Source organism: Massilia consociata (assembly GCF_042432755.1).
GTDB lineage: Bacteria > Pseudomonadota > Gammaproteobacteria > Burkholderiales > Burkholderiaceae_D > Telluria > Telluria consociata.
Map to the genome: position 1 here is coordinate 41,892 of NZ_JBHLWP010000012.1, position 20,515 is coordinate 62,406.

Genomic DNA, 20,515 nt, shown 5'->3' on the forward strand with positions numbered 1-20,515 from the left:
TTGAGTTTGTTGTTGGTGACCACCGCACTGTCGGTGGTCATGCTGCTGGTCCTGTCGTCCTTGGCCGGCAGCAAGGTCGCGGGCATCCGCGAGTGGGGACAGGCCAACGCGCTGGCCATCATTGCGCTGCTGCTGTTCGCTTCCCGGGGTGTGTTGCCCGACCTGCTGAGCATCGAGGTGGCGAATGCGCTGTACCTCGGCACGATCGCCCTGATGTATGCCGGGTTCCGGCGCCACCTGGGCCTGCCGGTGCCGCGCGGCCTGCTGCTGGGCGGCGCGCTCGCCGCCCTGGCCGGGGTGGTCGTGTTCCACCATCTGGCCGAGTCGCTGGCCATGCGGGTCGTGTCGGTGTCGTGCTACCACGCCGCCGTGTACTTCGCCATTTTCGCCACCCTGCGGGGCCGGGTCGACGGGCGGCTGCGCTATCCCTTCGCCTTCACCCGCAGCGCGGCCTTGGTGCTCGGCATCGGGCATGCCGTGCGCGGGGCCTTCCATGCGGTCGAGGCGTATGCGCCGGTGTCGCTGCTCGAGCCGAGCACGGCCAACCTGGTGTTCCTGGCGATCGGCACGCTGGCGCTGCCGGCCCTGACCCTGGGCGCGGTGATGATGGCCAACGCCCGCGTGATCTCCGAGACCGCCTACGCCGCCGACCACGACCACCTGACCGGCGCACCGTCGCGCCGCGCGTTCTTCGCCATTGCCGAGCGCGAGCTCGCGCGGGCGCAGCGGCATGCGGGCGGCCTCGGTCTCCTGCTGGTGGACGCGGACCATTTCAAGCGCATCAACGACACCTATGGGCACGGCGTCGGCGACCAGGTGCTGCGCGACCTGGCCGAGCGGACCCGGGAAGCCATCCGCAAGATCGACCATTTCGCCCGTCTCGGCGGCGAAGAGTTCGCGGTGCTGTTGCCCGACGCGGGCCTGGAGGCGGCCCGCGCGGTCGCGGAGCGCCTGCGCGCCGCACTCGACCGCTCGGCAGCGGCGACGCCGTCCGGCCACGGCGTGACCTATACCGTCAGCATCGGACTGGCGATGCTGGAGGAGGGCGACACCTTCGCCAGCCTGATGGCGCGGGCGGACGCGGCGCTCTACGCCGCCAAGGCGGGCGGGCGCAACATGGTGGTGTGCGCGGAAGGAACAGGGCTGGGCTACACCTAGCGGCAGTCCGCCAGCGCCCTGCCGGCACGGGCCGCATCCGCGGCCCTTTCTTCGTCCGTCAGGAACACGCGCTCGCCGTCGGCGTTCATGCGCGCCACGCGGATGCCCGATTCGGCCTGGGCCTTGGCCTGGCGCGCCAGTTCGCAGCGCTCGGCCAGGTCGCGGCGGCGCTGCGCTTCGAGGCCTTCCTTCCTGTCCTGTTCGGCACGCTGCTTCACCCGCTCGCGGTAGGCGGCTTCCCGCTCCGCCAGGGTGGGCGGACCCTTGCGCCCGCCTGCATCCGGCGGCGCTGCCGGCGCGGTGCCGGCCTGGGTAGCGGCCGGGCCGGCTTCGGAAACAGCCGTGGACACAGGCGCGGCCAGTGGCGCCTGCGCGGCGCGGCCGGGCGCCTTGAGGATCTTGTGGGGCGGCGTGCCGGGCGGCGGCGGGCGGTCCGAGAACTGGCGTACGCCGTTCTCGCCGATCCACGAATACTGGGCATGCGCCAGGTTGGCGGCCAGGAGCAGGGCGGTCGCGCCAGCCATGCGGAGCAACGCAGGGCGCGGGATCGGGGTGAAACGCAGCATAAAAATTCCTTTAGGTAACTACTCGATTTCGCCATGCTTCGTCATGGCTGTCAATCATGGGACAGGGTTTTTTGGGCAGGGCTGCGACAGCCGTAGCTACATTCTGTATAATTCACTTTTGCGCCTATAGGAAAATGCTATGCGTCTACTCCAAAAAGCACTCACGTTCGATGATGTGCTGCTCGTCCCGGCCTACTCCAATGTTCTTCCGGCCGAAACTTCCCTTCGCACCAAGCTGACCCGGAACATCACGCTGAATATCCCGCTGCTGTCGGCTGCGATGGACACCGTGACCGAGGCGCGCCTGGCGATCGCGATGGCACAGGAGGGCGGCATCGGCATCATCCACAAGAACTTGCGTCCGGCCGACCAGGCCCGTGAGGTAGCGCGCGTCAAGCGTTTCGAAGCAGGCGTGCTGCGCGACCCGATCACGATTCCTCCCACCATGAAGATCCGCGAAGTGCTGGCGCTGTCGCAGCAGCACGGCATCAGCGGCTTCCCGGTGGTCGAGGGCAAGCAGGTGGTCGGCATCATCACCAACCGCGACCTGCGCTTCGAGGAAGACCTGGAAGCGGAAGCGCGCGCCAAGATGACCCCGCGCGAAAAGCTCGTGTACGTCAACGAAGACGCGGACACCAACGAAGCCAAGCGCCTGATGAACAAGCACCGTCTCGAGCGCGTGCTGGTGGTCAACGAGGCCTTCGAACTGCGCGGCCTCATCACCGTCAAGGACATCCAGAAATCGCACGAGCACCCGCTGGCGTCGAAAGACTCGCAGGGCAAGCTGCTGGTGGGCGCGGCCGTGGGCGTGGGCGCGCGCGACGAAGAGCGCATCGAGATGCTGGTCGCGGCCGGCGTGGACGTGCTGGTGGTCGACACCGCGCACGGCCATTCGCAAGGCATCCTGGACCGCGTGAAGTGGATCAAGGAACGTTTCCCGCACGTTGACGTCATCGGCGGCAACATCGCCACCGCGGCGGCGGCGAAAGCGCTGGTGGAGTACGGGGCGGACGCGGTCAAGGTCGGCATCGGCCCGGGCTCGATCTGCACCACCCGTATCGTGGCCGGCGTGGGCGTGCCGCAGATTACCGCGATCTCGAACGTGGCCAAGGCGCTGGAAGGCACCGGCGTGCCCTGCATCGCCGACGGCGGCATCCGCTTCTCGGGCGACATCTCCAAGGCGCTGGCAGCAGGTGCGCACACCGTCATGATGGGCAGCATGTTCGCCGGCACCGATGAAGCGCCGGGCGAAACCATCCTGTACCAGGGCCGCAGCTACAAGTCCTACCGCGGCATGGGCAGCCTGGGCGCGATGGCGGAAGGTTCGGCCGACCGCTACTTCCAGGAAGCCTCGAGCAAGGCCGACAAGTTCGTGCCGGAAGGCATCGAAGGCCGCGTCGCCTACAAGGGCAGCGTGCTGGCGATCATCTTCCAGCTGGTCGGCGGCGTGCGCCAGTCGATGGGCTACTGCGGCTGCTCGACCATCGAAGAGCTGCGCGAGAAGGCCGAGTTCGTCGAGATCACCTCGGCCGGCATGCGCGAATCGCACGTGCACGACGTGCAGATCACCAAGGAAGCGCCGAACTACCGTTCCGAGTAAGTATCCAATGAAACGCGGCCCGTGGGCCGCGTTTTCGTAGGGTGGTCGGCTTCGCCGACCGCGCGTCCAGCTAGCCTATGAATAGCCGCTCGATCTGATCATAGGGGAGTCGAACGCGCGGTCGGCATAGCCGACCACCCTACGGTCCCGATTCATCATCTATTGTTGCCCTTACATGCACTCCAAAATCCTCATCCTCGATTTCGGTTCCCAGGTTACCCAGCTGATCGCGCGCCGCGTGCGCGATGCCGGCGTGTTCTCCGAAGTCTTCCCGTATGACGTCAGCGACGAGTTCGTGCGCAACTACGGCGCCAGCGGCATCATCCTGTCGGGCAGTCACAACTCGACGCTCGAAGGCGACTCGCCGCGCGCCCCGCAGGCGGTGTTCGAAGCCGGCGTGCCGGTGCTGGGCATCTGCTACGGCATGCAGACCATGGCGGCCCAGCTCGGCGGCAAGGTCGAGAACGGCAAGGTGCGCGAGTTCGGCTACGCCGAGGTACGCGCACGCGGCCATACGGCGCTGCTGAACGGCATCAACGACTTCGTCACCGGCGAAGGCCACGGCATGCTGCGCGTCTGGATGAGCCACGGCGACAAGGTGCTGGAGATGCCGCCTGGCTTCAAGCTGATGGGCTCCACCGACAGCTGCCCGGTCGCCGCCATGGCCGACGAGGACCGCCGCTTCTATGCGCTGCAGTTCCACCCGGAAGTGACCCATACCACCCAGGGCGAGGCCATCATCGGCCGCTTCGTGCACGAGATCTGCGGCTGCAAGTCGGACTGGAACATGCCGGACTACATCGGCGAAGCCGTGCAGAAGATCCGCGAGCAGGTCGGCACCGACGAAGTCATCCTGGGCCTGTCGGGCGGCGTCGACTCGAGCGTGGCCGCGGCCCTGATCCACCGCGCCATCGGCGACCAGCTGACCTGCGTGTTCGTCGACCACGGCCTGCTGCGCAAGGACGAGGGCGAGATGGTCATGTCCATGTTCTCGAAGAACCTGGGCGTGAAAGTGCTGCGCATCGACGCCGAAGACCAGTTCATGGGCCACCTGGCCGGCGTGACCGACCCGGAACAGAAGCGCAAGATCATCGGCCGCGAGTTCGTCGAGGTGTTCCAGGCCGAAGCCAAGAAGCTGACCAACGCGAAATGGCTGGCACAGGGCACGATCTACCCGGACGTGATCGAATCGGCCGGCAAGGGCAAGAAGGGCCAGACCATCAAGAGCCACCACAACGTGGGCGGCCTGCCGGAAACCCTGAACCTGAAGCTGCTCGAGCCGCTGCGCGAGCTGTTCAAGGACGAAGTGCGTAAACTCGGCGTGGCCCTGGGCCTGCCGCACGACATGGTCTACCGCCACCCGTTCCCGGGCCCTGGCCTGGGCGTGCGCATCCTGGGCGAAGTGAAGAAGGAATACGCCGACCTGCTGCGCGAAGCCGATGCCATCTTCATCGAAGAGCTGCGCAACACCCCGTTCGAGCTGCCGGCCGTGGCCGGCATCGACCCAGGCAAGGCGCCGGTGAACTGGTACGAGGCGACCAGCCAAGCCTTCGCCGTGTTCCTGCCGGTGAAGTCGGTCGGCGTGATGGGCGACGGCCGCACCTACGAATACGTGGTGGCGCTGCGCGCGGTGCAGACCCTCGACTTCATGACGGCGCAGTGGGCGCACCTGCCGCATTCGCTGCTGGGCAAGGTGTCGAACCGGATCATCAATGAAGTGCGCGGGCTGAATCGTGTCGTGTATGACATTTCGGGGAAGCCGCCGGCGACGATTGAGTGGGAATGACGGCAGTCTCTAAGTAACGCATTTGAATTGAAAACTGCAGAGCCGTTGATCATTCGTATGAATGATCGGCGGCTTTTTTGTTTCTTTTCGGGTCCAGGCCAGTGACCAGGACGAGTCTATTGATGAATGAATCGCCGCCGCCCTATAAATGTAACTAACCGACAGTGGGGCTTCATCCAAGACGATTCCTCGACGTTAACAACTGCGAACAAACTAACCACGCCTTGCGAAGGCTTCCAGGAAGGTCCAGTTTGTCGGCAACCGTTCGCGTGCGGATCTGTCTGCAAGCCGCCATTCTGGCCGAGCTTCAAGCTTGCACCACAGCCATCTGGCGAAGTGCAGTCCGACAACTCGTCATCCTGGACAACTCGGCCTGTCCAGATCATGTATCGTCAACCCAGATTGACGACACGCTCCGAAGACAGGCCATGACACCTAAACGAGGCCCGAAGCTCGACGCCACGCCTCAGCTTGGACTTCCGTTTGTCCAGGAAGGGCCCGCGCACGACCTGACATACTACATCGGTATCTGTACCGTGTTCGCCGGTTACCACAAGCGCTGGCCGACGCCCCAGGCGACGGGGGAAGAGTTCCGCGCCGCACGCATACTGGGCTACGATGGCCGACGGCTCGCGCGCGAAGTCCGCTTCCCCGGTCCCGAACTCGAGGCCGATCCTTCCTACCAAGCATTGCGGGACCGCTGCCGCGCCGAGGGCATCGATGACGGCATCGACCTGGCGATGCTGGATCCGCGCTATCGCAGCGTGCTGCAGGACGAAGTCATCGCCGAGTTATTCGAATCCCTCGCCCTGGTTGGCGACGCCGGGCCGGGCTGCGTGCGCTACGCAACGGGCGTAGCTGTCCATGCGCCGGACGAGCTGACGCTGCACTACGGCGAGGCCATCCGCATGCGTGCGGTGGAAGCAGCGGGGCTCGATGCCTTCGACCCCAAGGTGCTGCGGCAAATGTTTTCGATTCGCGTACGTGCGAACGATGAGTTAAAGCAGTTTATCGACCGCGTCGGGATGGTGTACCGTTCGAGCGATGGGCTGCTGGCCGATCACTATCGCCTTGAGGCCAGCGACGACGGGCGACTCTATATCCGGTACCAGATGGTGGAGGGAAGCCGGTACGCGGGACGGTTTGACGTCGAGCGGCAAACGGCGCGCCTGGCGGGCATGCTGGCGGCGCGGCCCGATCTCGCCAGGACAGACGGCCGCAATGACGCGGCGCGGGAGCGAAACGCGAGAGTAGCAGTGCCCCGCGTCGGATGCGATGACGAACTGCAGCGGCAGCTGCGCATGCTCACGCCTGACGGCAGCAGCCTGAAGCTGCCGATCCAGGCGCTGAGCCGACTACCCGACATCATGCTGATAGTGCAGGAGGCCGGTGGCGTGTACCGGCCGCGCCGGCAGCAATTCGACTTTCCCGATAACACAGCGGCCGCCGACGTGCTCGCGCAACTGCTTGCCCGTTACGACGGCAACGCCGCTTGTTAGGCGCGACGCGCGATGGCGCGACGTCTTGGCGACATGCCACCGTCGCCAGCGCCGCCGAACATGTCCGGCTGCACCGCAAACGGAGAAACGGTTGCAAGTGCTGGCGCTGCGTCTGGCCGGGCCGGCGCAACGGTCTCGTACGGGTCGATTTCGGCAGCGATGCCGTTCGCGTGGGCCAGCACATCGTCCAATATTCGCAGCTTTCCCGGGTCGATGAGATCGCTCGACGCCACCAGGGCACGCCAGTAGCGCACAACGTCCTCCCGCACCATCGCGACCGTGCGGCTGCCGTCAGTGCCCATGATAAGCTTATCGAAGCGATGTTCTTCCCACTTGTCGAGCTCCCTTGGTGACAGCGCATCCGGATAGTGACGCGCCTTGTAGCGCAACCACAGCGTAGCGAGCCGAGGGTCGTCGAACTCCGGCCTGGCAGCGGAGAAGCCGCGCGGATCAAGGATGCGAAGCTGATCCAGCGTGCGGCGGTCGGTATTGCCTAGTAGGCCCGCGTACAACGCCACCTCGGCATCGGCCTCGCCGTCCAGGCTGTCACGGGCAAAGAGCACCTGCAACAACCTGTCTACGTCCACTGCCTGCAGCACGCGCGCCATCGTGGCGGCGTTTTCCATCGCTGCATCCACATCCAGGCCGAGTTCGGTCGCCCGCTGGCCTGATACGACGTCAAGGTTCGCGAACACCGCCGGCGACTGGTTCGCGGCAATGCTGTCGAGCGGCAGGCGCTGGAAACCTTCGGGCCGGTCCTTGACCCGCGTGAACAGGCGCTTGCGGGCGGTCTCCGCGTCCATATCAAGCAGCTCGCGCGGGTCGTGCGCCAGATCCCAGGCGACGACCTCGTTGCGGTTGATGGGATGCGCAGCGAGGGGAAACATGATGCGCAGGCCCGCGGTCGCGGCAGCGCCGTAGCCGACATGGATGAATGGCTGACGCCGCTCCAAGCCCATCTCCTGCATCGCCAGGTTCTTATTGCGCATTGCCAGACAGTGCGCGTACAGGTGCGGCTGGCGTTCCATGATGAGGCGCGCCAACCCGATAGTGGCGTACACGTCGGACAGCGCATCGTGCGCTGATTCATGCAGCAGCTGGTTTGCGCTACTTAAGCGTTCCAGGGCGAATGAGACCCTGCCATCGTCCTCGCGCGGCCATTCCATCGTCTCGGGCCGTAGCGCGTACGTGGCGCGTACCGCCATCATCACGTCCCATCGGCTGCAGTCGTTTTTCCACTCGCGCTCGTACGGGTCCACCAGGTTGCGCCACAGCATAAAGCGTGTGACCTCGTCGTCGAACGCGACCGAGTTGTAGCCGGCGCCGACCGTGCCGGGGGTACCAAGTTCCCGGCACACTTCGCGCACAAACTGCAGCTCTGGCAGGCCCACTTCGGCGCACACTTGCGGCGTGATGCCGGTGGCAAGGCAAGCGCCCGCATCGAACAGATGGTCGGGCGCCGGCTTGCAGTACAGCGTCGTCGGTTGTCCGACGATTTCCAGATTCATGTCGGTACGCACGCACGCGAACTGGGCCGGGCGTTCGCGGGCAGGGACCAGACCCGTGGTCTCATAGTCGAAAAACAGCATCGTATTCATACACGGCTTTGCGGAATCAGGTGCTTAATTTTGCTATATCGGTGTCAGGACCATGATTTCAAGCGGTGCTGTGTTCCTGTCAGGCGCTGACCACGCACTGCGTGGTCGCGGGCCACCGTGTTTTGGGCTCTATCGCATTGGGTGCTGGTCAATCAGGAAAACATGAGCAATTCACCAATCGGAGCTTGATCTCTGGTATGAATAGTCAACGGCTTTTTCATTGTCGAATGGAGCGGGTCCGTGCATGTCCGACTGGTGCTATGCGAGCAATTTCAATGGTATCGAACATGGTGCTGGGTAAGGGCGCTAGCGTTGAAGAGTGCCCATACCATCCCGAAGCTCGCTTCCAGTCATGACATCGGCGTGTGCCAAGCGGCTAATGCAGAGCGAAGGCAATGGCAAGGCTGGCGCAGGAAGGCCCTGGCGATCCACAGCCGCTTCTTTGTTTCCTGAAGAGTCCAGTCATAAACGCCCATCCATTCGGGAAATCAGCCGGCCGCAAATACAAAATACGTAACTAACCAACAGATAATTTCTACACACTGCACTACCTCGACGTTAACAACTACGAAAAAGCCAACACTGCATCACCAAGGCATCCAGAAGAAGCCCAGACTGCGCCGTTTACGGATGAATTGAGTCCTCCTGCACCAGGCATCCGAGGTTCAGCAGAAGGGTAATGGCTGCCGGCCGTACAGAATCCCGCCTCAGCCAGCGGCGGTCCTGCAGGCGACTTCAGGACGGCGGCCGGCGACGATATCGGCCAGTAGCCGGGCACTGCCGCAACTCATGGTCCAGCCGAGCGTGCCGTGTCCGGTATTCAGATAGAGGTTGGGATAACGCGTCCTTCCGATATACGGTACGTTCGACGGCGTAAGCGGTCGCAGGCCCGTCCAGTAGTTTGGGCGCGCATAGTCGCAGGCATCGGGGAAGAGCTCGCGGACCCGTCGCGTGATCGCTTCGCAACGTACCGTATTCAGGGCGCGCGAATAGCCGTTCAATTCACAGGTTCCGGCCACCCGCAAGCGTGATCCCAGCCGCGACAGCACGAGCTTGTAGCTGTCATCGGTCAGGGAAACGCTTGGGGCCGCGCTTGCGTCAGCGATGTCATAGGTCGCCGAATAGCCCTTGCCGGGATAGATCAGCAGCTTGACGCCCAGCGGTGCAAGCAACGGAGCGGAAAAACTGCCGAGTGCGACAACGAAGGCATCGGCGCGTATTACCCGATGCCTGCCTTCGCCATCGATGGCTTCCGCCCCGATCACCGTGCCCGCTTCGACCAGCAGGCGCGTTGCGCTCGTGTTGTAACAGAAGCGGATGCCGGCTGCCTCGCCTTCGGCAGCCAACCCCGACGTGAACTTGTAGACGTCGCCCGACTCATCACTGGGCGTAAAGTCACCGCCGACCAGTTTCTTGCGCATGGCAGCCAATGCAGGCTCGATCCGGATGAGCTCATCGGCATCGATCGTCCTGCGCGGGCAGCCGAGTTCCCGCATCTGTGCTGCCACGGCACATGCCTTGTCGAACTCGCGCTGATCGGTATAGAAGTGCAGGATGCCGCGCGCCAGGCTGTCGTATTCGATGCCGGTTTCCGCGCGCAGCGCCTGCAGGCTACGGCGGCCATATTCAGCGATGGCAAGAATCTGGCGCAAGTTTGCGTTGACGCGCGCGGGCCGGCATTCGCGCAGGAACTGCAGGCACCATTGCCATTGCAGCGGATCGGCGCGGAGGCGAAACAGCAGCGGCGCGTCTTCGCGGGTGAGGGAGCGCATTATCTTCAGTAATCCGGCAGGGTTGGCCCACGGCTGCGCATGCGACACCGAAATCTGGCATCCGTTTGCAAAGCTCGTCTCCAGCGCGGGCCCCGGCTGGCGTTCGAGCACCGTGACATCATGGCCTGCCTCACGCAGGTACCAGGCCGACGTCGTGCCGATGACGCCCGCTCCCAGCACGACGACGTTCATCGGCTTCGCGCCGCCCTGGCAGCACAAGCACGGGCAGGCGTGCCATCCGGTCGATCGGCTGGGGGAGGCGGGTGCCGGCGACCCTTGAGGGCAGATCGGCCGCGGTCTACACGGATGGGAGAGGTCATTGGATCCTTGTTGGCGTCTCGGTGACTGAGCAGGATCCAGCAAGGGGACGTACGGAGACGGCGCGCAGCCAGCATCGGTGCTTCCCTTCGCTGGCATTATCCAGATCAGGTTCAAAGGGTATGTCTCACCCACAGGTCGCCGTTGCGACATGCAGGACCCCCAGCTTTGCCTTGACAGGCAGGAATGATTTTAACTGCCTTGCCAGTGTCCGGCAATCCCGGTGTTTCACAGCTTGCAATCGGGCGCTCGCTCGCGGTCGTCAGTGGGGAAAAGTTAAGATGAGGATGGACTCGGACATATCCAGCGCCACTCAGCCTGACTATTTGTGGCCAATTGTTCGTCGCAAGACATTCTGCGCTGCCGTACAAAATTAATATTGCAAACACAGGGGGCCGCGCAGAGCAGGAAACCCGCTCACCAGCGGACCTTCCGACACTACAAGAAGACGCTATGGAGACCAAGATGACGCATGCCTATACCGGCTTGGGGCATACCGTTACGCGCACGGGGGCCGTCATGCCTCTGTTGCACGCGCAGCATGACGAAGGAGTCGATTGATGGATCGCTCGATCGCCCATGTACTCGAGCGTGCGGCCATCCAGCACGGTGAACATCTCGCTCTCGCGATCGGCTGCGACCGCTTTTCTTACAGGCAACTCAACGAGCTCGCGAACCGGTTTGCCAACGCGCTGGAGCGCGTCGGGGTCGCCCCGGGCCACCGTGTGAGCTTGTACGCACCGAATTCCTGGCAGTGGATTGTCAGCTACTACGCGGTCCTCAAGCTGGGGGCAGTCGTGAACCCGCTCAATGCGATGCTCACCGCCGAAGAAGCGAAGTATGCGATCGAAGACTGCGGCGCGTCGCTCGTCGTCGCCTCCGCCGACAACGCCCTCGCCCTTGTCGAGTCCGTCGGCAGTGCCACAAACCTGCAAGTCGTCAGCTTCGGTCCGGCCTTGCCCGGTGCGCTCGGCTTTGACGCCATGATCGACAGGGAAAGCGCGCATTTCACGATCCCGGCAATCAGTCCTGATGCACTTTCCACGATTGCGTACACGTCGGGCACCACGGGCCATCCGAAGGGCGCAATGCTGAGTCACAAGGCGGTGCTGCTTAACGCGGCCATGACTTCTGTCATGCATACCCGCCACGCCGGCGATGTGGTGGTGACTGCTCTGCCGTGTGCGCATGCCTACGGAAACATCGTGATGAACGCGACTTTCGCTTGCGGAGGCACCCTGGTCCTGCACCCGACATTCGCCGAACACGCAGTCCTGGAGTCGATCGAACAGTTCGGCGCGACCCTGTTCGAAGGTGTCCCCACGATGTACATGTCCCTGCTGGACGTCCCGCAACTCAAGAGGTACAAGCTCGGCAGCCTGCAACGCTGTACCGTCGGCGGGCAAACGATGCCGACAGCCAAGATCGAGCAGGTCGAGCAAGCGTTCGGGTGCCCGCTTATCGAGTTGTGGGGCATGACGGAACTCGCCGGGCCGGCGACGACGCAGACATTGTACGGCCCACGCAAGCGCGGATCGATCGGCATTCCGCTTCCGCATGTCCAGGCGCGCATCAACGTGATGCCCAACTGCTTCGCATCCACGCTGCATCCAGGAATCGGCGAATTGATGATCCGGGGTGGGCTGACGATGATGGGGTACTACAACAACGAGGACGCGACCGCAGAGGTACTCACCGAGGATGGCTGGTTGCGAACCGGCGATCTCGGTCACATGGATGAAGACGGATTCATCTTCCTGATCGATCGCGCGAAAGACCTCATCGTCACCGATGGATGCCATATCTATCCAGCCGAGATCGAGCGCGTCATCGCCGGGCACCCGGCGGTTGCCATGGTCGCGGTCGGAACGGTGAAGGACGCCGAAAAAGGGGAGCTCGCCAAGGCTTACATCGTCCTTGCCAAGGGCAGGACTGCGTCGGAAGCAGAAATCATCGCGTACTGCCAAGCTCGCCTCGCACGGGACCGGCTGCCGCGTCTCGTGCAGTTCATGGCAGACCTGCCGAAGACGAGCACGGGGAAGATCATGCGGCGCGCGCTTGAAGAGGCGGCGCGGCAGGAGCTGGCAGCCTCGCCCTGACAGCCCTGCGGTTCGGGCAAACGCCCGGGGATCTGCACCTTATACAACCGAACAATGGCCGGCTTCATGCCGCGCCAGGGGCGTGTTCGACCTTTTTCAGCCCACGCCTTTCGCATGTCGATTGCAACAACAAGCCACAAGCCGGCCGAAAGGCCGATTACAACCAGGAGACAAGCATGCGACACATCGACGTACACCAGCTCGCCGACGAGGCGAAGTTCAACAGTTTTCACTTGAAGGTCCTGGCATGGTGCGCGGTCATCATCATCTGCGACGGCTATGACCTGGCTGTCGCTGGGGTGGCCTTGCCATTGATCATGCAGGAGATGGGCGTCAACGCGCAGGACGCCGGATTCATGATGAGTTCCGCGCTGTTCGGCATGATGGTCGGCGCCATCTTTCTCGGCACGATCGCCGACCGTATCGGGCGGCGTCCCACCATTGCCATCTGCGTCGCGCTGTTCAGCGTGTTCACGGCCGCGTCCGGCCTCGTCGACGATCCCTATGCGTTCAGTGTGATGCGCTTCATTGCCGGCCTCGGGATCGGCGGCGTCATGCCGAACGTGGTCGCGCAGATGACGGAGTTCTCGCCCAAGCGCATCCGGGCCACGATGGTGACCTTGATGTTCAGCGGGTACGCCATCGGCGGCATGCTGGCGGCCGTCCTGGGGAAGGGCATGCTTGAAGCATACGGCTGGCAATCGGTCTTCCTGGCAGCTGGCGTGCCGGTACTCCTGGTGCCCTTCATCCTGAAGAGCTTGCCCGAGACGATGCCCTACCTGATCCGCAAGAACCGCGTCGCCGAACTGCAGCGTGTGCTCGAAAAGATGCAGCCTGCCTATCGCGCCACGCAGGGCGATACCTTCCATCTCCCGGTTGCCGGCGGGACGAAAGGCGCGTCGGTCGGCAGACTGTTCCAGAACGGAAGAGGTTTCAGCACGGTGATGTTCTGGACTATTTTCTTCATGTGTCTCTTCCAGGTCTACGCGCTCAGCTCGTGGCTGACCAAGCTGATGGCAAGTGCCGGATACAGCCTTGGATCGGCATTGACGTTCACCCTCGTGCTGAACTTCGGGGCGGTCGTGGGTGCAATCGGCGGTGGCTGGCTTGCGGATCGGTTCCAGATCAAACGCGTCATGGTTGTCATGTACCTGCTTGCAGCACTGTCGATTGCACTGCTCGGCTACAAAGTGCCGACCCCGGTGCTCTACCTGCTGGTGGGCATGGCTGGCGCTACCACGATCGGCACCCAGATCGTTACCTATGCCTACACCGGGCAGTTCTACCCGATCGACGCACGCTCGACCGGAATCGGCTTCGCATCCGGTGTCGGCCGCATGGGCGCCATCCTGGCGCCAATCGTGATCGGTACGCTGATCGGCATGTCCTTGCCGCTGCAAACCAACTTCCTCGTCATTGCCGTACCCGCAGTGATCGCGGCCCTCGCTGCAGCCCTGATCAGGCATGACTGCTCCGCAGGAGCTGCGACGGCGCAGCACAGCGCGCCGCTTGCCGCCACGGCGAAGGCCCGGGCATGACCGGGCCGGACGCCGCTTCATGCGATGTCCGGCACCAGGTACGCAATCCGGGACGTCGCAGCGGCGCTCCAGCGCAGCACCACAAAACATTAAGACCAGGAGACATTGATGCATAAACAGATGACCGGGCCGCGCGCGGTGCTCATGGCTGCCATGCTTGCCACGGCGTTCACCAGCAGCGCAGCAGACGCACAGGGCAACGTGGCGATCTACGGTATTGTCGACACCGCTGTCGCGCGAATGACAAACGCGAATGCAAGGGGAGAGGCGATCACGAGGGTATCGTCATTGACAGGCACCGTGCCGTCACGCTTCGGCGTGCGCGGTTCCGAGGATCTGGGCGGCGGGCTCTCCGCCGTGTTCACGCTCGAGGGCGGATTCAATTCCGATAGCGGGACGTCGGGGCAGGGCGGACGCCTGTTCGGACGCCAGGCCTGGGTCGGACTGAAGGGCAGCTGGGGAACACTGCAGGTCGGCCGCGTCAACAACATGACGCTGCTGGCACCGGTCAAGAGCGATGTCCTTGGCCCGAACCTCTTCTCGATCAACAGTATCGATCCCTACCTGGCAGGGGCGCGCAGCGACAATGCCATTGCCTATCTCGGAAGCTTCGACGGCCTGCAGCTCGGCGCGACCTACAGCTTCGGCCGCGATAATGTGGCCGGCGGATGCGCCGGCGAGCTTGCAGGGGCGGCAAAAGCCTGCCGCCAGGTCACCGGCCTGGTCGGGTACGAGATGAAGGAGTACGGCCTGAACCTCAGCTATGACAAGTTCCACGGGACCGCTGGCGGCGCAGGCGGGCTCGATAGCAGCGAGCGCTTCGACCGGCGGGTAAGCATGAACGGCTACTATATGCTCGGCTCGACCAGGCTCGGCGGCGGTATTATCCGGCGCAAGCTTGATGCAGCAACCGGTATCTCGGAATCGGATCTGTACTACCTGGGCTTCAGCCAACCGATCTCGGCGCAGTTAAGCTTCGATGCGCAGGCCGCGCGGAAGGACGTCAAGGCATCGGGCGACGACACGAACATGCTGGTCGCACGCCTGACCTACGCGTTCACGAAGCGTACCGCCGTGTACGGCGCCGTCGGCCGGATGGACAACAGGGGCGCCGCCGCAATTGCGCTCGACCTTACTGGTACGGTTGGGGTCGGTATGACCCAGAATGGGTTCATGGCGGGTATCCGGCATATCTTCTAGCTTCCCCGGCTCGCCGCGAACTGCCGGATCGCGGCGAAGGGCTCCGATGTCTTCGCCATGGGTGAACGAAAGACCCGGTCAATCGGGGCGGGCCGCGATGTTTCCCGCCCCTTGGCTGTTCAGCTGTCGTGGTGAAGGCCGAGATCGGTAGTGACCTGATTACGGAGAACGAATTTCTGGATCTTGCCGGTGACCGTCATCGGGAAGGACGAGACGAACCGGACGTAACGGGGAATCTTGTAGTGGGCGATCTGTCCGCGGCAGAATTCCTGGATCTCGCCAGCCGTGGCTTCCTGGTCGGGCCTGAGAATGATGCACGCGCACAGTTCTTCGCCGTATTTCGCGTCCGGCACGCCGACGCACTGCACGTCCTGGACTTTCGGGTGACGGTAGAGAAACTCCTCGATCTCGCGCGGGTAGATGTTCTCGCCGCCGCGGATGACCATGTCCTTGCAGCGGCCGACGATCGAGGCGAAACCGTCCTCGTCGATCACCGCCAGGTCGCCGGTATGGAGCCAGCGTGCCGCGTCGATGGTCGCGCGGGTCTTTTCCTCGTCACCCCAGTAGCCCAGCATGACCGAATAGCCCCGGGTCAGCAGTTCGCCTTTGACGCCGCGCGGGACGATCGCGCCATTCGCATCCACGATCTTGCACTCGATGTGCGGATGGACGCGGCCGATGGTGGTAACGCGCAGGTGCACCGGGTCGTCGACCGAACTCTGGAACGAGACCGGGGACGTTTCGGTCATGCCGTAAGCGATCGTGATGTCATCCATGTGCATGGTTTTCATCACACGGTTCATGACCTCGGCGGGGCAGGGGGAACCAGCCATGATCCCGGTCCGCAACGTGGACAGATCGTAGTTCGCGAAGTCGGGGTGGTCGAGCAGCGCGATGAACATGGTGGGGACACCGTGCAGGCCGGTGCAGCGCTCGGCCTGCACCGTATCGAGCACGGCCTGGGGTTCGAAGCTTCCGCTCGGGAAGACCATGGTCGCGCCATGGGTTACACAGGCCATATTCCCGAGAACCATACCGAAACAGTGGTACAGGGGTACCGGAATGCAGAGGCGGTCCCTGGTCGTCAGCCGCATCGCTTCACCGACGAAGAAGCCGTTGTTCAGGATATTGTGGTGGCTGAGCGTTGCGCCTTTCGGCGCACCGGTCGTGCCCGACGTGAACTGGATGTTGACCGGATCGTCGAACTGCACGCTGTCCTGCACCGCCAGCAGGCGGTCAAGTGCCTCGGGGCCCGGGGGCACCAGCAGATGATCGAAACTGGACATTCCCCGCGTCTGTTCCGGGCCGAGTCGAATCACATGGCGCAGGTGGGGCAGGCGCCGGGAATGCAGTTCGCCGGGGGCGCCATGGTCGATCTCGGGTACGACGTCCCTGATCATCTCGATGTAATCGCTCGTCTTGAAAGCGGGGGCAAGAATCAAGGCGCTGCACTGGACCTTGTCCAGTGCATACTCGAGCTCGGAGCGACGGTAGGCCGGGTTGATATTCACCATGATCAGGCCTGCGCGCGCGGTGGCGAACTGCACCAGCACCCATTCCGCGCAGTTCGGCGCCCAGATCCCGACGCGGTCGCCCGGCTGCAGGCCAAGCGCCAGCAGATTCGCAGCAACGCGCGATACGTAGTCGTCGAATTCGCGGTAAGTCCAGCGGATGTTCTGGAAAGGCACGACAAGCGCCTCGTTATCACCGAAACGCTGTGCAATGGCAGAGAGGTGGATGCCGATCGATTCGCCGATCAGTGGGGTGTCGCTGTGCCCATGAACATAGCTCCGTTGCTGATGCATATCTGTCTCCTTGTTGTGTGCTTGTATATCCCTTCGGCGGCGTACCGCCGTGGCGGGTGTCCCTGGTGCATGCTGGTGGAGCGGCGTGGCCACAGTGAGCTGTTTCGGTCGTCGTTCGTTCGCCGCGTGGTCCATGAGCGGGTCCGTAGGATAAGGGTAACGCCGAACGGGAAGAATGACTGTTCACGGAACGACAATCTGCCGAAGCTTGGACGTTCTGTACGGGTGGGAAGCCGACTGCTTTATTTGAATGCGGATGCGCGCAATGCGTCCAGATCGAGGATCTGGATAGTCCCATAGCGCGCTTCGACCACATTGTCCTCTTCAAGGTGACGTAACGCACGGTTCACGATTCCCCGTGACACCCCCGCGAGGAAGGCGATTTCTTCTTGTGAAATCTGGAGAGTCATCGTGGTGCCCGGGTACAGGACGGGATTGAACAGTTCGGCCAGGCAGAGCGCCACGTGTCGTTCCGGAGCGTAGGATCGAAGATGCTCGCAACGGATGACGAATTGCGCCAAACGGGTGTTCAACTGGCCGATCAGGAAGTGGTTGAACGGAATGCTGGCCGATAGCAGCCAGTGGAAGGTATCCGCCGGTACCTGCGCCACCCGGCTGTCGCGCAGCGCCACGACGTCATACGGGCGTCTCTCGTGCTTGAATACGGAACCTTCGCCGAACCAGCCTCCGGTTGGGATGCCGATCAAGGTAGTGGGCTTCCCATCGGGAGCCACATTGGAAACCTTGACCAGGCCCTCGCACACGCCATACCAATAATCAGAGCGCTGCCCGTTCCTGCAAATGGCTTCACCAGGACCTGCAGTCGTTTCCGACATATCCCTGAGCACTCTATGCATCTGTTCAGGCGTCAACAATTGGGCCCAAGCAGAAGACGCAACGAATTTCTTGGCAGCTTCAGTTGCCATCGCTATCGCCAGTTCTGATACTCAAACAGATTGATATTTTATCCGTGCGGCCACTCGAGGACGCCTGCGTGAACCGCAGCCGCTTGCGCCGCGCGATTCAAGCCTGACCGCCGGCGCTGCGCTTGCTGCGATAGACCTCCTGCATCCAGGCTACGATTCCCGGCACCAGCGACAGCACGATGATGCCGAGGATGACCGCGGTCAGGTTGTCGTTGACCCACGCGATATTGCCGAAGGCGTAGCCGGCCACCGCGAGCGACACGACCCACAGGGTGCCGCCGGACACGTTGTACGCCAGGAAGGTCCGATAGTGCATGCTGCCCAGCGCCGCGACGAACGGTGCCAGGGTGCGCACGATGGGGACATAACGCGCCAGCACGATCGTCTTGGGGCCGTGGCGCTCGAAGAAGCGCTCGGTATGGGCGATGTGCTCGGGCTTGATGAAACGAAGCCGGTACCCGTTTCTCACACGATCGCGAAACGCGCTGCCGACCGCGTAGTTGACGATGTCGCCGAGCACGGCCGCGACGATCAGGAGCGGAATCAGCACCGGCAGCGACAGCAGGCCTTTCGCCGCCAGGGCGCCCGTGACGAACAGGAGCGAATCGCCGGGCAGGAAGGGCATCACGACCACGCCCGTCTCGACGAAGATCACCGTGAACAGCAGCACATAGACGAGCACCTGGTATTCGGCCGCGAGCACGGCGAGATGGCGATCAAGGTGGAGGAACCAGTCGAGCAAGGTAGTCAGCATATCGTTTGTCTTTGCATTGGGTGGTTGCCAAGTGTGTCGATGTGTCGTCGCCGGGCCGGTCCGGCAGGCGCAGCACGTCTCACGCATCGTCGGCTTCGGGAGCATTGTACCGCGTGGCAAGGTCGGTCCGTGCAGCCCGGCAAATCGGCCCGCGTTTTGCACCCCATACTCGTATGGACCGTGCCCCGTGCCGGAACTAGCAGCAATGCTTCGGCCGGGCTATGTGCAAATGCAGCATGAGTGAGCGTGCTGTAGGCCGAAGCCTACCTGAATACAGGACTTCTCCAGTTGTGCGGCGCACCATCGACGCGCTATCTTGTGTCCATCTTGATGTGTACCAGGAGGTGCCATGTTTAAATATTTTTATGAAGCCGAAGAACTGGGCGAACCGATCATGCTTGCCGAGGACGGACCGGTGGAGGCTCAACTGAGTACTGGTGAGCAGTTTCCAGTCATTTCGGCTTATATCGAAAACCTGCCGAGTGGATTGATTGGGGATGAGGTGTAGTCCCGCTTTTGCTTGGGAGTCAGCGAAACAGCGAATCCCACCCCGCCCTGGGCGACATGTCCGCCAGGTTCCATTCGGCCGGATCGAAGGCGCGGCGCGTCGGCGCGTGGGCCGGGTAGCCGCTCGACTGCATTTCCGAATCGACGATGCGGCCGCGCCCTTCGGCCACGTCGGAGATGATCTTGAAGTCGACCGGATCGCGCGCCCACGGCCGCATGCCCGCGCTCATGTAGATGGCGTTTTCCAGGCGAGCGCTGGGTAGGGGCCTGAGACCGGCGGGCAGGTAGGGCGCCGCGGCCTTGACGATGCGCGCGCCGGACGCGGTATAGCTGCCGGTCTGGGGCAGTGGGTTGCCGTTGGCATCGACGGCCACGTTGTCGCGCAGGTAGAGGCTCACGTCACCCGCGCCGCCAAGGCTGAAGAGGGGCACGCCCGCCAGCGAATCGGCGCCGCCACGCACCACGTTGCCGACCAGCGTCACGATGCCGGTCTGCGGCGGGTTGGCCCCCCCATTCGTGCGCTATCAGGTTGTAATGGACTGCCCTGGCGCCGAAATCATGTATCAGGTTGTTCACGACGGCGACGTGCGCGCCGCCCTTGATGAGCGGATTGCGCTCGTGATTGGCGTTGAACAGGTTACCGAAGAAGAGCACCCGGTTGGCGTTGTCGTGGACGAGCGAGCCTTTCGAATGCTCGCCTTTCCTGTGCGTCGAATCACGCAGCCCTTCGGCCACGATGTTGTGGCTGAAGGTGATGCGACGCGAAGTCGCCTGGCGCCATTCGTCGACCGTCGCGCCCTTGAAGCGCGGACCGGACGCCGACAGGTTTTCGTCCGTGGCCCAGCTGAAGCTGCAATGGTCGATGATGACATTGTCCGCCGCGCTGGTGGACAGCCCATCGGCTTCCCAGCCGCTTCGCTTCGCGCGCCCGAATTCACCCGGCCGCACAGCGATGTGCTGGACGATCACATCGTGGGTGGCGACCGAGAATTCGCCGCGGATGAAGGTAATGCCGGGATTGGGCGCGGTCTGGCCGGCGATCGTCAGGTGCGGTTCCTGGACGCGGATGGACGCACCCTGCAAGTCGATCACGCCGCCCACTTCGAAGACCACGATGCGGGCGCCGGTTTGCGCCACCGCGGCGGCGAAGGAGCCCTCACCGGACGCGTTCAGGTTCGTCACCCGGATGATCCTGCCGCCAGCACCGCCCCTCGTATCGGCCCAGCCTTTGACATCGATGCCCGCGCGCGACATCCCGGACAATTGGATGAAAGGCTCGGCTGCGGTGGCAGGCAGGCACCAGCACGTCATCGTCAGGATCGCTGCACGCATGGAAAATCGCATCGCCGTCTCCGCTGTTGTCTTGCTTGTTTTGTAGTGCGGAAATTA

16 protein-coding genes and 1 riboswitch are annotated in these 20,515 nt (G+C 63.3%); of the genes, 8 read left to right on the plus strand and 8 right to left on the minus strand.

Annotated features, from left to right (window positions below):
• The gene (locus tag ACFFJK_RS13285) at positions 1-1,158 is read left to right on the plus strand and encodes a GGDEF domain-containing protein (RefSeq protein ID WP_379679723.1); all 1,158 of its coding nucleotides are present in this window, start codon (positions 1-3) and stop codon (positions 1,156-1,158) included.
• On the opposite strand, the gene ACFFJK_RS13290 is transcribed toward ACFFJK_RS13285, so the two are convergent.
• Positions 1,155-1,724: a DUF4124 domain-containing protein gene (locus tag ACFFJK_RS13290; RefSeq protein ID WP_379679724.1), complete on the minus strand. Its 570-nt coding sequence runs from the start codon at positions 1,722-1,724 to the stop codon at positions 1,155-1,157. The genes ACFFJK_RS13285 and ACFFJK_RS13290 overlap by 4 nt on opposite strands.
• Before the next feature lie 139 nt (positions 1,725-1,863).
• Here ACFFJK_RS13290 and guaB point away from each other — a divergent pair, with 139 nt between their 5' ends.
• The 3 genes from guaB to ACFFJK_RS13305 all read left to right on the plus strand — a co-directional run bounded on the left by guaB (position 1,864) and on the right by ACFFJK_RS13305 (position 6,609).
• Positions 1,864-3,324 (plus strand): IMP dehydrogenase, encoded by a 1,461-nt coding sequence (gene guaB, locus ACFFJK_RS13295; protein ID WP_379679725.1) that lies wholly within the window; start codon positions 1,864-1,866, stop codon positions 3,322-3,324.
• Positions 3,325-3,499: 175 nt separating this feature from the next.
• Positions 3,500-5,110 carry a glutamine-hydrolyzing GMP synthase gene (guaA, locus tag ACFFJK_RS13300; protein WP_379679727.1) on the plus strand — a complete coding sequence of 537 codons (1,611 nt, stop codon included), beginning with the start codon at positions 3,500-3,502 and terminating at the stop codon, positions 5,108-5,110.
• Positions 5,111-5,361: 251 nt separating this feature from the next.
• Positions 5,362-6,609: a hypothetical protein gene (locus tag ACFFJK_RS13305; RefSeq protein WP_379679728.1), complete on the plus strand. Its 1,248-nt coding sequence runs from the start codon at positions 5,362-5,364 to the stop codon at positions 6,607-6,609.
• Here the strand turns inward: ACFFJK_RS13305 and sbcB are convergent.
• Both sbcB and ACFFJK_RS13315 read right to left on the minus strand, forming a co-directional pair.
• Positions 6,606-8,207: an exodeoxyribonuclease I gene (gene sbcB / locus ACFFJK_RS13310; RefSeq protein WP_379679729.1), complete on the minus strand. Its 1,602-nt coding sequence runs from the start codon at positions 8,205-8,207 to the stop codon at positions 6,606-6,608. The genes ACFFJK_RS13305 and sbcB overlap by 4 nt on opposite strands.
• Before the next feature lie 707 nt (positions 8,208-8,914).
• Positions 8,915-10,171, minus strand: coding sequence for a D-amino acid dehydrogenase (locus tag ACFFJK_RS13315; protein WP_379679731.1), 1,257 nt, complete (start codon positions 10,169-10,171; stop codon positions 8,915-8,917).
• A gap of 193 nt (positions 10,172-10,364) precedes the next feature.
• A riboswitch (TPP riboswitch) is annotated at positions 10,365-10,471 on the minus strand.
• Positions 10,472-10,857: 386 nt separating this feature from the next.
• Between ACFFJK_RS13315 and ACFFJK_RS13320 the strand changes: the two genes are divergently transcribed.
• From ACFFJK_RS13320 to ACFFJK_RS13330, 3 genes are all read left to right on the plus strand, one after another.
• On the plus strand, positions 10,858-12,396 hold the full coding sequence (locus ACFFJK_RS13320) for a class I adenylate-forming enzyme family protein (protein ID WP_379679733.1): 1,539 nt from the start codon (positions 10,858-10,860) through the stop codon (positions 12,394-12,396).
• A 176-nt stretch (positions 12,397-12,572) separates the two neighbouring features.
• Positions 12,573-13,934: an MFS transporter gene (locus tag ACFFJK_RS13325; protein ID WP_379679735.1), complete on the plus strand. Its 1,362-nt coding sequence runs from the start codon at positions 12,573-12,575 to the stop codon at positions 13,932-13,934.
• A 108-nt stretch (positions 13,935-14,042) separates the two neighbouring features.
• On the plus strand, positions 14,043-15,134 hold the full coding sequence (locus ACFFJK_RS13330) for a porin (RefSeq protein ID WP_379679736.1): 1,092 nt from the start codon (positions 14,043-14,045) through the stop codon (positions 15,132-15,134).
• Positions 15,135-15,253: 119 nt separating this feature from the next.
• Here ACFFJK_RS13330 and ACFFJK_RS13335 read toward each other — a convergent pair whose 3' ends face one another.
• From ACFFJK_RS13335 to ACFFJK_RS13345, 3 genes are all read right to left on the minus strand, one after another.
• The gene (locus tag ACFFJK_RS13335) at positions 15,254-16,939 is read right to left on the minus strand and encodes an AMP-binding protein (RefSeq protein ID WP_379679738.1); all 1,686 of its coding nucleotides are present in this window, start codon (positions 16,937-16,939) and stop codon (positions 15,254-15,256) included.
• Between the two features lie 242 nt (positions 16,940-17,181).
• Complete coding sequence (locus ACFFJK_RS13340; RefSeq protein ID WP_379679740.1) at positions 17,182-17,865, minus strand: Crp/Fnr family transcriptional regulator; 684 nt, start codon at positions 17,863-17,865, stop codon at positions 17,182-17,184.
• 97 nt (positions 17,866-17,962) lie between these two features.
• Entirely contained in the window at positions 17,963-18,619 is a 657-nt protein-coding gene (locus tag ACFFJK_RS13345; protein WP_379679741.1) for a VTT domain-containing protein, read from the minus strand.
• Positions 18,620-18,968: 349 nt separating this feature from the next.
• Between ACFFJK_RS13345 and ACFFJK_RS13350 the strand changes: the two genes are divergently transcribed.
• Entirely contained in the window at positions 18,969-19,127 is a 159-nt protein-coding gene (locus ACFFJK_RS13350) for a hypothetical protein (protein ID WP_379679743.1), read from the plus strand.
• Positions 19,128-19,146: 19 nt separating this feature from the next.
• On the opposite strand, the gene ACFFJK_RS13355 is transcribed toward ACFFJK_RS13350, so the two are convergent.
• Both ACFFJK_RS13355 and ACFFJK_RS13360 read right to left on the minus strand, forming a co-directional pair.
• On the minus strand, positions 19,147-19,608 hold the full coding sequence (locus tag ACFFJK_RS13355; protein ID WP_379679745.1) for a hypothetical protein: 462 nt from the start codon (positions 19,606-19,608) through the stop codon (positions 19,147-19,149).
• Positions 19,526-20,470 (minus strand): pectate lyase family protein, encoded by a 945-nt coding sequence (locus tag ACFFJK_RS13360; protein WP_379679746.1) that lies wholly within the window; start codon positions 20,468-20,470, stop codon positions 19,526-19,528. Before ACFFJK_RS13360 ends, ACFFJK_RS13355 begins: the two co-directional genes overlap by 83 nt.
• Positions 20,471-20,515 lie beyond the last annotated feature (45 nt).

Excerpts from the sequence above, each read along its gene's own strand:
- ACFFJK_RS13350 (WP_379679743.1), top strand. The coding sequence starts at position 18,969 with ATGTTTAAATATTTTTATGAAGCCGAAGAACTGGGCGAACCGATCATG.
- ACFFJK_RS13315 (WP_379679731.1), bottom strand. The coding sequence starts at position 10,171 with ATGAACGTCGTCGTGCTGGGAGCGGGCGTCATCGGCACGACGTCGGCC.
- ACFFJK_RS13320 (WP_379679733.1), top strand. The coding sequence starts at position 10,858 with ATGGATCGCTCGATCGCCCATGTACTCGAGCGTGCGGCCATCCAGCAC.
- ACFFJK_RS13335 (WP_379679738.1), bottom strand. The coding sequence starts at position 16,939 with ATGCATCAGCAACGGAGCTATGTTCATGGGCACAGCGACACCCCACTG.
- guaB (WP_379679725.1), top strand. The coding sequence starts at position 1,864 with ATGCGTCTACTCCAAAAAGCACTCACGTTCGATGATGTGCTGCTCGTC.
- ACFFJK_RS13330 (WP_379679736.1), top strand. The coding sequence starts at position 14,043 with ATGCATAAACAGATGACCGGGCCGCGCGCGGTGCTCATGGCTGCCATG.
- ACFFJK_RS13325 (WP_379679735.1), top strand. The coding sequence starts at position 12,573 with ATGCGACACATCGACGTACACCAGCTCGCCGACGAGGCGAAGTTCAAC.
- sbcB (WP_379679729.1), bottom strand. The coding sequence starts at position 8,207 with ATGAATACGATGCTGTTTTTCGACTATGAGACCACGGGTCTGGTCCCT.
- guaA (WP_379679727.1), top strand. The coding sequence starts at position 3,500 with ATGCACTCCAAAATCCTCATCCTCGATTTCGGTTCCCAGGTTACCCAG.
- ACFFJK_RS13345 (WP_379679741.1), bottom strand. The coding sequence starts at position 18,619 with ATGCTGACTACCTTGCTCGACTGGTTCCTCCACCTTGATCGCCATCTC.
- ACFFJK_RS13290 (WP_379679724.1), bottom strand. The coding sequence starts at position 1,724 with ATGCTGCGTTTCACCCCGATCCCGCGCCCTGCGTTGCTCCGCATGGCT.
- ACFFJK_RS13360 (WP_379679746.1), bottom strand. The coding sequence starts at position 20,470 with ATGCGATTTTCCATGCGTGCAGCGATCCTGACGATGACGTGCTGGTGC.
- ACFFJK_RS13340 (WP_379679740.1), bottom strand. The coding sequence starts at position 17,865 with ATGGCAACTGAAGCTGCCAAGAAATTCGTTGCGTCTTCTGCTTGGGCC.